The 12,603-nt window shown below is 69.5% G+C and carries 13 protein-coding genes; 3 read left to right on the top strand and 10 right to left on the bottom strand.

What is annotated here, in order from left to right; genetic code table 11:
- Position 1 precedes the first annotated feature (1 nt).
- The 4 genes from DL990_RS06130 to DL990_RS06115 form a co-directional block, all read right to left on the bottom strand.
- Positions 2-829, bottom strand: coding sequence for a redox-sensing transcriptional repressor Rex (locus DL990_RS06130; RefSeq protein WP_005151741.1), 828 nt, complete (start codon positions 827-829; stop codon positions 2-4).
- Between the two features lie 348 nt (positions 830-1,177).
- Complete coding sequence (locus DL990_RS06125) at positions 1,178-2,713, bottom strand: molybdopterin-dependent oxidoreductase (RefSeq protein WP_125798133.1); 1,536 nt, start codon at positions 2,711-2,713, stop codon at positions 1,178-1,180.
- A gap of 58 nt (positions 2,714-2,771) precedes the next feature.
- A complete protein-coding gene (locus tag DL990_RS06120; RefSeq protein ID WP_125788675.1) occupies positions 2,772-3,008 on the bottom strand; it encodes a glutaredoxin family protein in 237 nt (78 codons plus the stop codon).
- Between the two features lie 11 nt (positions 3,009-3,019).
- Positions 3,020-4,504 carry an AMP-binding protein gene (locus tag DL990_RS06115; RefSeq protein ID WP_125798132.1) on the bottom strand — a complete coding sequence of 495 codons (1,485 nt, stop codon included), beginning with the start codon at positions 4,502-4,504 and terminating at the stop codon, positions 3,020-3,022.
- Positions 4,505-4,797: 293 nt separating this feature from the next.
- On the opposite strand from DL990_RS06115, the gene DL990_RS06110 reads away from it, so the two are divergent.
- From DL990_RS06110 to DL990_RS06100, 3 genes are all read left to right on the top strand, one after another.
- Complete coding sequence (locus DL990_RS06110; RefSeq protein WP_125798131.1) at positions 4,798-5,508, top strand: sigma-70 family RNA polymerase sigma factor; 711 nt, start codon at positions 4,798-4,800, stop codon at positions 5,506-5,508.
- Between the two features lie 109 nt (positions 5,509-5,617).
- A complete protein-coding gene (locus DL990_RS06105) occupies positions 5,618-6,706 on the top strand; it encodes a DUF5667 domain-containing protein (protein WP_125798130.1) in 1,089 nt (362 codons plus the stop codon).
- Between the two features lie 96 nt (positions 6,707-6,802).
- Complete coding sequence (locus DL990_RS06100; protein WP_199746234.1) at positions 6,803-7,705, top strand: HAD family phosphatase; 903 nt, start codon at positions 6,803-6,805, stop codon at positions 7,703-7,705.
- Positions 7,706-7,800: 95 nt separating this feature from the next.
- Here the strand turns inward: DL990_RS06100 and DL990_RS06095 are convergent, their stop codons facing one another.
- The 6 genes from DL990_RS06095 to DL990_RS06070 form a co-directional block, all read right to left on the bottom strand.
- Positions 7,801-8,904, bottom strand: a complete 1,104-nt coding sequence (locus DL990_RS06095; protein WP_125798129.1) for a lysophospholipid acyltransferase family protein — start codon at positions 8,902-8,904, stop codon at positions 7,801-7,803.
- The gene (locus DL990_RS06090) at positions 8,901-9,950 is read right to left on the bottom strand and encodes an NAD-dependent epimerase/dehydratase family protein (RefSeq protein ID WP_125788670.1); all 1,050 of its coding nucleotides are present in this window, start codon (positions 9,948-9,950) and stop codon (positions 8,901-8,903) included. Before DL990_RS06090 ends, DL990_RS06095 begins: the two co-directional genes overlap by 4 nt.
- Positions 9,951-10,236: 286 nt before the next feature.
- On the bottom strand, positions 10,237-10,338 hold the full coding sequence (locus tag DL990_RS06085) for a 30S ribosomal protein bS22 (protein WP_007030867.1): 102 nt from the start codon (positions 10,336-10,338) through the stop codon (positions 10,237-10,239).
- Between the two features lie 145 nt (positions 10,339-10,483).
- A complete protein-coding gene (locus DL990_RS06080) occupies positions 10,484-10,708 on the bottom strand; it encodes a helix-turn-helix domain-containing protein (RefSeq protein ID WP_005151704.1) in 225 nt (74 codons plus the stop codon).
- 202 nt (positions 10,709-10,910) lie between these two features.
- A complete protein-coding gene (gene proC / locus DL990_RS06075; protein WP_125788669.1) occupies positions 10,911-11,726 on the bottom strand; it encodes a pyrroline-5-carboxylate reductase in 816 nt (271 codons plus the stop codon).
- 24 nt (positions 11,727-11,750) lie between these two features.
- Positions 11,751-12,581: a thioesterase family protein gene (locus DL990_RS06070; RefSeq protein WP_125798128.1), complete on the bottom strand. Its 831-nt coding sequence runs from the start codon at positions 12,579-12,581 to the stop codon at positions 11,751-11,753.
- Positions 12,582-12,603: the final 22 nt, after the last annotated feature.

Raw genomic sequence — 12,603 nt, 5'->3', positions numbered from 1 at the left:
TTCAGCGCACCACCATTCCGTTGCCGTGGCCGTTCACGCTGCCATTCTCGGCGCCTCCGGGGCCACCGTCTCCTCCGCCGTTGCCGTTGGCGGCCAGATCCGCGCGGCGAGCGACGTGGAACGACAGGATCTGCAGTTCGACCGCGAGATCCACCTTGCGCACCTCGATATGTGCCGGAACCTGCAGCACGACCGGGGCGAAATTCAGGATGCACTGCACGCCACCTGCGACAAGGCGGTCGCAGACCGACTGCGCGGCGGTGGGCGGAGTGGCGATGACGCCGATGGAGATCTGCCGTTCGGCGCAGACTTTGGGGATCTCGTCGAGATGCGAGACCGGGAGACCGCCGACCGGCACGCCGACCAGATCCGGGTCGAGGTCGAACAGCGCCTCGACCGGGAACCCGCGGCCGGGGAACCCGCCGTAGTTGGCCAGCGCGTGCCCGAGGTTACCGATGCCGACCACGGCGACCTTGTGCTTGCGGGTCAGGCCGAGGATCCGCTCGATCTGACTGACCAGCACCTGCACGTCGTAGCCGACGCCGCGGGTGCCGTACGAGCCCAGGTACGAAAGGTCCTTGCGCAGTTTCGCGGAGTTGACGCCCGCGGCCTGCGAGAGTTCCTCGCTGGAGATCGTCGTCGCGCCCTGCTCGGCCAGTCCGGAGAGGACACGGAGGTAGACGGCGAGGCGGGCGACGGCGGCCTCGGGGATCGACTTCGCGCGAACGGCTTCCGGTTCGGCGGCGGCCTCGACGGCGGGCATCTCCGCGGTGGGCGCGTTGTCGGCGTCCGGTGTCACCCGGGTGCGCCGGCCTCGTTGCGACACCACGCTTGTCCGCTCCTCTGGTCCTGCTGACGACATGAATCGCCTGAACCTGGAAACCGGCTCTTGACCCGCCGCGCTGAGTCCGGTTCGATGCCGGGCGCTTTCGGAGGCGACGTATCTACGGTAGCCACTTGTGAACGCAGGCACAAAGTCACAGGTCGCAGCTGTGCTCAATGTCGCGTAGGGGCTTCAACGGCACCGGCAGACCGTCGCTCGGGAGCGCGTCAGCGCGACGAGGGACTTCACCAGCGCGCGCCGCTCTTGGCCGAAGGCCACGGAAACATTTTGTAGGGCGCCCTTCGCACCGGGGTGACGTGCAGCTCGGCCTTGGCGCCCTGCGAAATGTTTCCGTCAGCGCGCGTTAAAGGACACCGTGTGCCAGCCGGTGGCGCCGTCGGGGACGGTTCCGGCGAGCTCCTGCGTCTGCGTGTAGCCCGACTGGTCCGTCGCCCGGGCGGCGATCTCGTGCTGACCGGCGGGGACCTGGACCTCGGTCCACCACATCCGCCAGGTGTCCTTCGACGTCTCGGCCGACAGGACGGCCTCCTGCCACGGCCCCTGGTCGACCCGGACCTCGACCTTCGCGACGCCGGTGTGCTGCGCCCACGCGATCCCGGACACGACGACCTTGCCCGCGTTCACCGCCGAGCCGGGCGCGTCGATCCGCGACTGCGTCTTCACCGGCGCTTCCCTGGCCCAGCCTCGGCCGAGCCAGTACGCCTGCCGTTCCTCCCAGGTGGTGATCTCCAGCTCGGTGACCCATTTCGTGGCGGACACGTAGCCGTACAGCCCGGGGATCACGATCCGCGCGGGGAAGCCGTGCTCGATCGGGAGCGGTTCGCCGTCCATGCCGAGGGCGAGCATCGCGCCGCGTCGCGGATCGAGGGCGGCTTCGATCGGGGTTCCGCAGGTCCAGCCGTCGACGCTGGTCGCGAACATCTGCTCGGCACCGGGTTTGACGCCCGCCTCGTTCAGCAGGTCTCGCAGGTCGATGCCGATCCAGCGGGCGTTCGAGATGTACGGGCCGCCGACCTCGTTGGAGACGCAGCAGAGGGTGACGTCGCGTTCGATCAGCGGCCGCGAGCGGAGATCTTCATACCTATAGGTGACTTCGCGATCGACCATCCCACGGATCTGCAGGCTCCAATCCTCGGTGCGGACCTGCGGGACGACCAGTGCCGTGTCGATCCGATAGAAATCCTTCGAAGGAGTGAGATACGGCGGGGTGCCGAGCTTCGCGAAGTCCGCGTCGGGCGGAATCGGCGGCGCTGTCCTCGCGGCGACGAGCCTGCCGACCGCGGCACGCGACTCCTCCGCGTTCTTCCTGGTCCCGACGAGCTGGCCGGTCAGCGCGGCGACGCCGGCCCCCGCCGCGACCGAGGCCCCGGTGATCAGCACCTTCCGCCGGTCCGGCCCTTCGCCCTCGCGGACGTCGAACAGCACGACAGGCAGGAAGAACCGGTGCAGCCACGTGAACACGACGAGCCCGGCGACCACGGCGGCCACGGGCGCCAGCAGCGCGATCTGTCCGAGGTCGGTGCGCACGAAGACGGCGGCGACGCCCGCCGCGCCGAGCAAGCCGACGATCACCTGGCCCGGCAGCGGCTTGCGGCGCGAAAGCTGTCCGGCGAGCAGCGCGAACAGCACCAGCACCACGGCGAGACCGATCTTGAGGACGGGCTTGTCCCAGGTCTCCAGGGTCTGCTCGGCCCAGGCGACCACCGCGTGCGGGCTGTGGTCGATGACGAAGTTCGCCACCGCGACGAACGGCGAAGCCGTGTACCCGACGAAGCCCGCCACGAGGTGACCGACGCCGAGAGCGGCCGCCAGTGACAGGAGCCCGGTCAGTGCGGCTTGCGGGAAGCTGAGCCTGCGTTCGTCGTCCACGTCTCCATCTTCGTCAGCGATAGGCCCGAAGGTAGGCCGATCGCCCCTTACGAGACTGTTACGCCAGTGCCTTCCGGAGCCTGTCCTCTTCGACTCGCCAGTAGCCGTGCTCGGCGTCGTCGACGAGGATCACCGGCACGCGGTCGCCGTATTCGGCACGCCATTCGGCGTCGCTGTCGACGTCCTCCGCCGACCAGGCGACGCCCAGTTCGCCGCAGATCCGCTCGATGTCCTGTTCCGCGACCTCGCACAGGTGGCAACCCGCGCGGGTCATGACGGTCACGTGATGGGCCATGCGTTCAATCCTTACCTGAGGCGCATACGCCGAAGCTTCCCGGTGGCGGAATGCGGCAGGGACTCGGCGAACTCGACGGTGTGCGGCACCTTGTACCCGGCCAGGTGCTCCGCGCAGTGCTCGACGACCTGCTGCTCCGAAAGCGAAGCGCCGGGCGCGGGAACGACGACGGCCTTCACCGCTTCACCGGTCCGCTCGTCGACGACGCCGACGACACCCGCCTCGACGACCTCGTCCAGCATCGAGATCACGTTCTCGACCTCGTGGGGGAAGACGTTGAAGCCGTTGACGATGATCAGGTCGTTGGCGCGGTCCACCAGGTGCAGGTCGCCGTCGGTGTCGAGGTAGCCGACGTCGCCGGTGCGGAACCAGCCGTCCTCGTCGGGACCGTGCGAGCCGTCGGGCCAGTAGCCGGAGAACAGGTTCGCGCCGCGGATCGACACCAGGCCGGTGCCGCCGTCCTCGTCGAAGGCGTCACCGAGGTCGTCCGGGTCCAGCGGGACGGGTTCGGCGTCACCGTCGCTGTCGACCAGCCGGAGCTCGACGCCGGGCAGCGGCCGCCCGACCGAACCCGGCTTCGGATACCCGGTGACCAGCGTCGTGGTGACCACGGGCGCGCATTCGGTGAGGCCGTAGCCCTCGTAGACGTCGAGCCCGGTGGCGCCGCGGAGCGCGGTGAGGATCTTGGGGTGCAGTGGCGCCGCGCCCGACGTCATCCGCCGGACGGTGGACAGGCCCTGCCCGAGCTCCTCGGGGTCCATCGCGGCGAATTCGGCGTACATCGCGGGCACGCCGGCGATCGAGGTCACCCGGTACTCGGCGCAGTCGGCCAGCGTCCGCTCGGCGAGGAAACGCTCGGAGAGGATCGCCGTCGCGCCGACCGCCGTGGTCTGCAGCAGGCCCGGGCCCAGTCCGTAGACGTGGAACAACGGGATGGTGATGAGCACGCGATCGCCGTGCACGAGCGGCGTGGGGACGATCCGGTTCAGCTGGTCGAGGTTCGCCAGCAGCGCCCGGTGCGACAGCATCACGCCGCGCGGCGGACCGGTCGTGCCGGAGGTGTACGAAATGACCGCGATGTCCTCACCGGATCCGGCGGCGTCGACCGGTTCGGCTGCTCCATCCGAGGTAACAGGCGGTGAGAGGCTTGTCACTCCGTCGGGGAGCCCCTCGGTCGTTTCGCGTTCGAGGACGAGCCGCGCGCCGCTGTGCTCCAGCAGCCCGTTCAGCTCCGCCGCCGGAGCCTGCGGCGAGATCGGGACGACCACCGCGCCCGCCCGGAGCGCCCCGAACAGCGAGACGGCGAACGCGGCCGACGTCGACAGCCGCAACGCCACCCGGTCCCCGCGTTCGATTCCCGCGTCGAGCAGGGCGCGGGCCAGCGCGTGGGCGGCGTTGTCGAGCTGCGCCCAAGTCAGCGCGACCCCACCCCCGGTCTCCTGGACGGCCGCCTTGCCGGGCCACTGGCGGGCGGCCTCGACGAGCAAGGTGGGCACGCTTCCTTCGGCAACCTGCTCCGCGCTCAACTGCGAACCTCTTCCCTCGGATCGACGGCGTTGTCAGTTTGTCATCTCGGCCATCGTCATGGGGGTCACTCGGTTTCGTCGCAGTTCCGTAACCCCGGAACCGCTACCTACTTCGCGGTAGCTACACGTATGCTGCTGGACGTCGTCGAGTGGTGTTGATCACTCGATGGTGAGAAAGGGAGTCCGGACGTGCAGATCTTGCAGGCCCACGCGGCGGTGGGACATGCGGGCCGGTACTCCCTGTCCGGAACGGGAGGTGGACCGTGACCCTTCCCGCGCCGAACCCCGTCTCCGTACTGGCGGGCCACATCCTCCGCCGGAGCGGTTTCCCCGCGGCGCCGCCGTCCCGGCCCAAGGCAGGCGACGCCTCCGACGTTCCGGACGCCGCCGCCGAAGCCGCGAAGGCCGAAGCCTGGGAACTGGTCAGCGCCGCACAGGACGGCGACACCTCCGCTTTCGGACGGCTCTACGACCGCTACGTCGACGTCGTCTACCGCTACGTGCTGTTCCGCCTCGGCGACCGGGACCTCGCCGAGGACGTCACCAGCGAGACCTTCCTCCGCGCCCTGCGCCGCATCACGTCGGTGAGTTACCAGGGGCGTGACGTCGGCGCCTGGTTCGTCACGATCGCGCGCAACATCATCCTCGACCACGTGAAGTCGAGCCGGTTCCGCCTCGAGGTCGTCACCGACGAGGTGGCCGAGCCCAACGGGGCACCGATCGGGAACGTCGGCGTGCAGGCCGTCGCCGGGCCCGAACAGCAGGCCATCACCCGCGCCACCCGCGCCGAGCTGTTGCGTTGCGTCGCCGAACTCGGCGAAGACCAGCGCGAGTGCATCGTGCTGCGGTTCATGCAGGGGCTCTCGGTCGCCGAGACCGCGGCGATCATGAAGCGCAACGAAGGCGCCATCAAGGCCCTTCAGCACCGCGCGGTACGCCGTTTGGCACAACTTCTGCCCACCGGATTGCGTTAAAGTCCCATATTTACTCCTGACCGGGCCTTGCCGTAACCCTGGGGCGTCCCCGCTCGTTTTCCCAGCCAGACCGGTGTCAGGACCGGGCTGAGCAGATGGAGACTTCGCCGTGGGCGTGCCGGGATGGTTCGCGCGGGAGCGGGCGGACGGTGACCGCTTCGCCGACCTTGTCGACGGCACCGCGTCCCCGGAGGACGACGAGTTCGCCCACGAACTCGCCCTCGTCGGCGGCTTGCGCGAATTGGGCGCCGGCGGCGCTCCCGACGCCGAGACACGGCAACGGATCCGCGACGAGATCGCCGGACGGCTCGCCGAAGCCGAAGCCACGCCCAAGCGTCGCGGTCACACCGTCGCCAACCTCGCCGCGGCTGCCGTCGCGCTCGTACTGGCGCTGGGCGGCATCACCCTGCTGCTGTCCAAGGACGCGTTGCCGGGCGATCCGCTCTACGGCATCAAACGAGCGGGTGAATCGGCCGCGCTCGGGCTCACCTTCGACGAGCAGGACAAGGCGAAGAAGCATCTGGAGTTCGCCGCGAACCGCGTCGACGAGCTCGCCGAGCTGACCCGGCAGGACGCCCCCACCGACGCGTATTTCACCGGCCTCACCGATTTCGAGACGGATCTGCGGGCCGGGGTCTCGCGGCTGACGGCGATCGTCACCGATCAGGGCGGCCAGACGCGGCTGACCGAACTCCGTTCCTGGGCGCGGCAGCAGTCCGACCGGCTAGGCGTCCAGGTCGGGCAGGCCCCCGCCGAGGCCCGCGACAAGTTCGCCGCGACCCGCAGCCTGCTCGACAAAGTCCAGGCGCGCACGACGGATCTCGGCTCGCGGCTGGTCTGCTACACGATCACCACGGGCTCCTCCGACGAACTGGGCGCGGTCCCGGCCGCCGGTGACTGCGTCCGGGATCCCGATTCCCCCGACGCGGCCGTGCCGCCGGTGTCGTCTCCCCCGCCGTCGTCCGCGCCGACCGGTTCGCCTTCGCCGACGTCGGTGCCGCCGACGTCTTCCGTCGTGGACACCGCCGCCCCGACCGGACCGCTCGCGCCACCCACCGGAGGCACGCCGCCGCCCGTGGTGCCCACGCCCGGCCCGACGAACCTGCCGCCCCTGCCGACGCCGACCGCCACCCCGAAGCCGCCGCTGATTTCGATTCCGCCGCTCATCCCGGGGTTACCGCCGATAATCATCGGCTGACGCGGTGTCACATGAGGCAGGCGCCACACCCGGGACACCGTGCTCGGCCGCTCGCTACGCTGTGCGTAGGCACCTGGGATTCCGGAGGCGGTGTGCGTGTCAGTTTGGCGGGGCAGGGACAAGAGTCAAGAGCTCGAACGACTGGCCGAGCTCGCGGGCGAGGCGTCGGCCGAGGCCGCCATGGCGACCGCGTCCGCCGAAGCCCTCGAACCGCCCGCGCCGCCCGCTCCGCCGGACCTGACGGCGGCCGCGTTCTTCGACGTCGACAACACCATGATGATGGGCGCGTCGATCTTCTACTTCGCCCGCGGACTGGCCGCGCGCAAGTTCTTCACCTCCGCCGATCTGGCCGGATTCGTCTGGCAGCAGGTGAAATTCCGGCTCGGCGGCCGTGAGAACAAAGAGGACATCAAAACCCATCGCGAGCGCGCACTGTCCTTTGTGGCCGGTCGCACCGTGCAGGAACTGACCGACATCAGCGAAGAGATCTACGACGAGCTGATGGCGGACAAGATCTGGTCCGGCACCCGGGCGCTCGCGCAGATGCATCTCGACGCCGGGCAGCGCGTCTGGCTCGTCACCGCGACCCCGATCGAACTCGCGGCCATCATCTCGCGGCGCCTCGGCCTCACCGGCGCGCTGGGCACCGTCGCGGAGACCAAGGACGGCGTCTACACCGGCCGCCTCGTCGGCGACCTGCTGCACGGCCGCGCGAAAGCCCACGCCGTACGGGCGCTGGCGTCACGCGAAGGGCTGAATCTCAAGCGCTGCACGGCGTATTCGGACTCGCAGAACGACGTCCCCATGCTGTCGGTCGTCGGAACCGCGGTCGCGGTGAACCCCGACGGCGGTCTCCGCGACGTCGCGCGGGCGCGCGGCTGGGAGATCCGCGACTTCCGGACCGGCCGGAAGGCCGCGAAGATCGGCGTGCCTTCGGTGCTCGGCGTCGGCGTCGTGGCCGGCGCTGTCGCGGCGGGCATGGCCTACCGGCGCCGCTGACCCGTCACCCCTGAGCAATTAGTCACCTACTTGCGCCGATTGCGGCCACGCGTGAGCACGTGCCCACGCAAGTAGGTGACTAATTGCGGAGGGCGCTAGCCCTTGAAGACGCTCCGCCGCTGCGAAAGGCGTTTGTAGAGCGACTGCTGGATCGACTCCCGGACCTGGTCGGTCAGCGTGAAGACCAGCATCGGGTCGTCGACGGCGTCCGCGTCGTAGGTGTCGGTGCGGATGGGCTCGCCGAACTCGATGCTCCACTTCGTCGGCAGCGGGATCGCGCCGAGCGGGCCGAGCAGCGGGAAGAACGGTGTCACCGGGAAGTACGGCAGGCCGAGAACCCGCGCGAGCAGCTTGATGTCGCCGACCTTCGGGTAGATCTCCTCCGCGCCGATGACCGACACGGGAATGATCGGCACCCCGGTTCGCAGCGCGGCGGACACGAAACCACCGCGGCCGAACCGCTGCAGTTTGTACCGCGACGAGAACGGTTTCCCGATCCCCTTGAACCCTTCCGGCCAGACGCCGACGAGTTCTCCCTTGCGCAGCAGGCGTTCCGCGTCCGCGTTGCAGGCGAGCGTCTGCCCGGACTTGCGGGCGAAGGAGCCGATCAGCGGCATCTGGAACACCAGGTCCGCGCCGAGGCCGCGCAGATGCCTGCCGCCGGGAGCGTGGTCGTGCACGGCGACGGCGGTCATCAGCGCGTCGAGCGGCAACGTGCCGGAGTGGTTCGACACCAGCAGCGCGCCGCCGTCGGCAGGCAGGTTCTCGACGCCGAAGGTGTCGACCCGGAACCACTTCTCGTACAGCGCGCGCAGCGGCGGCAACAGCAGGGTTTCGGTGAGCTCGGCGTCGAAGCCGAACTCGTCGACGGTGTAGTCGCCGGTCAGCCGGTCCCGTAGGAACCCCAGCGCCGTCCTGAGCGAGGCCGGGAGGAGGTCCGCGTCGGCCGGGCCGGTCCGGGCGGGCGAGACCCGCGCCGTCCCTGGGAACTCGACGACGGGCGCGTCCGCCCGGCGTTCCTGCCGCAGATGCTCTTGTGCCTCTTCGGACTCGCGAAGATCCCGATCCGCTTGGACGGCCGGGTCCGGCTTCTCTCTGCCGGGGCCGTGCAACGGGATGACCTGCGCTTCAGCGCCGCTCACGTTTTCCGCCTCGCCTTCATGAGAGTTTTCGGGGTTGTTCTCGTGCGGCCTGCTCATCGGTGCGTCGCCTGTCCGGTCGCCGCGGCCACCAGCACCTTGCCCGCGAGCCCGGCGAGCTTGCCGCCGTCCACCACGGGCCGGAGCCCGCGGCCGGTGATGTAGTCGTCGAACGCTTCCCGCGTCGTCCAGCGCGGGGTGTAGCCGAAGTCCTTCTTGAGTTTCGTGATGTCCACGACGCGACCGAAGTTCAGCAGCCGCACCTGATCGGCGGAGAAGTCGACCACCCTGGCGCCGCGCAGCACCTTGCCGACCGACGGCACGACACCGCTGGGCATCGGCAGCTCGAGCCGCCCGGCCCGGCGGATCGCCTGGGAAAGGGTGAGCACCCCTTCCGAGCCGACGTTGAACACGCCGGGCTTGTCGTTCAGCGTCGCCTGCTCGAACACGGCCAGCGCGTCGGAGGCGTGGAGCAGCTGGATCCGCGCGTCGTAGCCGAAGACGGTCGGGACCACCGGCAGCGCGAAGTAGCGCGAGAGCACGGTGTCGATCTCGGGGCTGATGATGTTGGCGAACCGGAGCAACGTCGTCGTGATGTCGGGACGACGGCGCATGAGCCCTCGGACGTATCCCTCCATCTCGACGGCGTCCTTCGCGTAGCCGCTGGCGGAGGTGGGGATGAGCTCGGAATCCTCGGTGAAGACGGCCTGGGAGCGCGCTCCGGCGCCGTACACCGCGGCCGTCGACTTCACCACGAGCTTGCGCACGAGCGGCGAGCGCTGGCAGGCCGCCAGTAGCCGCATCGTGCCGATGACGTTGACCTCTTTGATCGCCGTCCGGCGAGCGGGGCCCGCCGGATGCGCGGTGCACGAGGCGTGCACCACGGTGTCGACCTTGGCCGTGCTGATCACCTTGGCGATCAGCGGGTTGCGGATGTCGGCACGGACGTATTCGGCGTGGCCCATCCGCTGCAGGACCGACTTCTGCGGAGGCGTGGTGTCGACGCCGATCACCCGCTCGAACTCCGGATTGTTGCCGAGTCTGGCGAGCAGCTTCCCGCCAAGGTCTCCCCCGACCCCGGTCACGAGCACGATGTTCGACGGCATAGGACTCCCTGCGGCGTTTGGGCGGTTCTCGGACTTCGATCACGGGGTCCTGATGACCTTGAGCGCTGGTCGAGCCACCGAGTGTGCGCGTACCTGCACTCATGGGAAGCATCGCGCGGCTGCCCTTGAGATGTTACCGCTCATTAGGGGTAGTCGACCCAGCGCTTACATGCTATTAACCAGCTGCTCGCAGAGGGGATGCACGTCTCACTCGAATGGGCGGAAACCGCCCGCCGAATGGGAATGGCCCGTCCAGAAACTGGACGGGCCATTCACCGGCTGTGTCTTACTTGCCGGCCTTCCTACGCTGAACGCGCGTCCGGCGCAGCAACTTGCGGTGCTTCTTCTTCGACATGCGCTTACGGCGCTTCTTGATCACAGAGCCCATCGAGAGCGCTCCTTCCTTCGTCGTCGGTCACGCTGCCCGGCGCAGCGTCCAACGGGTGGAGCGCACAGGCACGAGCGGTCTTCCAGGGTACTCGCGCCCCGGAAGACGCCCTCGGGCGGGCACGTTGTGCTCCGCGAAGCGGGCCTCAGCCCACGTCGAAGTACGCGCCTTGGAGATATTCGTGAACAGCCTTTTCGGGCACTCTGAACGACTTCCCGACGCGCACCGCGGGCAACTCGCCCGAGTGAACGAGGCGGTAGACGGTCATCTTGGAGACCCGCATCAGCGTGGCCACCTCGGCGACCGTCAGGAACTGGACCTGGCCCACTGTGTTGACCTTGGCCAGGTCATCCTTCTTGTTCGGCGGCATGATTCACCGTGTCCTTCGACACGTGTCGCGCCACGAGGCTTCCCCACCTGTGGTATCGACACGCACGTGCTCTCCTGAGAGTAGCGGGACACGTGTGACTAAAGCGACGCGAGTCACCGAGATGGGCCCGTACGACCGCAATTCGTCACCTACTTGCGAGGGCACCTCCTCGGGCGCGTCCTCGTCCGGCGCAAGTAGGTGACTAATCGCGGGGGTCGTGGGCGGCGCCCAGCTCGGTCGAGCGGTCCTTCGCGGCCTCGATGGCGGCCAGGAGCGCCGCGCGGACGCCGTGCTTCTCCAGCTCGCGGATGGCGTTGATGGTCGTCCCGGCCGGCGAGGTGACGGCTTCGCGCAGCAGCACCGGGTGTTCGTCGGACTCGGCGAGCATCTTCGCCGCCCCGACCGCCGACTGGATGATCAGCTGCCCGGCGAGCGCGCGGGGAAGGCCGAGCAGGATCCCGGCGTCGATCATGGCCTCGACCAGGTAGAAGAAGTACGCGGGCCCGGATCCGGACAGCGCCGTGACGGCGTCCTGCTGCGACTCCGGCACCTCGACGACCTGCCCGACGTGCGAGAGCAGGTCCTTCACCACCGCGATGTGCTCGGCGGTCGCGTGCGCACCCGCGGAGACCGCGCTCATCGCCTCTCCGACGAGCATCGGGGTGTTCGGCATGACCCGCACCACCGGGACGCCCTCGGCCAGCCTGCGCTCGTACAGGGCGGTCGGCAGGCCCGCGCACAGCGAGACCACCAGCGACTCCTTGCCGAGCAGCGGCGCGAGCTCGTCCAGCACCGGTTCGATGTCCTGCGGTTTGACCGCGACGACCAGCACGTCGGCCCGTCGCGCGGCGTCCGCGACGGTGACGCCGTGCACGCCGTAGCGTTCGGTCAGCTCGGCCGCGCGCGCCGGATAGCGTTCGGTGAACAGCAGGTCGGCGGGGCTGTGCCCGCCGTGCAGCAGGCCCGAGAGCAGGGCCTCCCCGATCTTCCCGGCACCCAGAACCGCGATCACAGTCATGCGCTTCAGCGTGCCAAACCGCCGTCAGGCTCCAGGCGCCGGGGCGAGCGCCAGCTGCCGCGCCTGACAGACCAGCCTGCCCTGCGAGTCCACCACGAGGGCGTCCGAGTCGAACCACGCCTCGTGCACCGACTGGCTCTCGACGATCACCCGCAGCCAGCCCGGCGCCGGCCGGGTGCGCAGCAACGCGGTCAGCTGCACGGTCGGCGCCCAGCCGACCCGGCCGAGGTTGTAGACCACCGGCGGGTTCACGTCGCTCGCGAGCAGCGCGAAATACGGGTCCGGGAGCCCTTGCCGCGGCCGGACCCACAGCCGGATCTTCGGCGGGTCCCCGATCCGGCCGTGCAGGTAGCCGACACTCGCCGGATCGAGCCGGACCTCGCAGCCCTTCGCGAGGTTGAACAGGCCTTCGGACGTCTCACCGGTCATGGGTACGGCGCCGGGCGGCGGCTCCACGGGCATGGCCGGGACGTCGGTCCACTCCGGCCGCCGCATCGGCAGGCGCCCGGTGGTCACCCTGGCCTCGACGCAGCTGCGGCCCCGCTGCTCCAGCTGGACCGCGACGACCGAGGCGCGCCGCCCGACCTTCCGGGTCTCCATGCGCAGCAACACCGGCCCCACCGCCGGCGGGTGCAGGAACTCCGCGCTGATCGCCAGCGGCTCGGACGGCGGCTCGCCGCGTTCGTGAAGGAACGTGAGAGCGGCCCTGGCCATCAGGGCCATCAGGAAGCCGCCGTGCGGATGTCCGCCGATCGACCATTCGGTACGGAGTACCGCCGTGAAAGTACCGTCACCCAGTGATCTCGTCGCGCAGGCAGCGTCGAAGGAGGTGCTCGTATCGTCGGCCGCGCTCACCGAGCACTGACCCAGGCCACGA

It is taken from the genome of Amycolatopsis sp. WAC 01416 (assembly GCF_003947485.1).
GTDB lineage: Bacteria > Actinomycetota > Actinomycetes > Mycobacteriales > Pseudonocardiaceae > Amycolatopsis.
The sequence above is the reverse complement of the archived record's forward strand: the minus strand, read 5'-3'. Positions and strand labels throughout refer to the sequence as shown.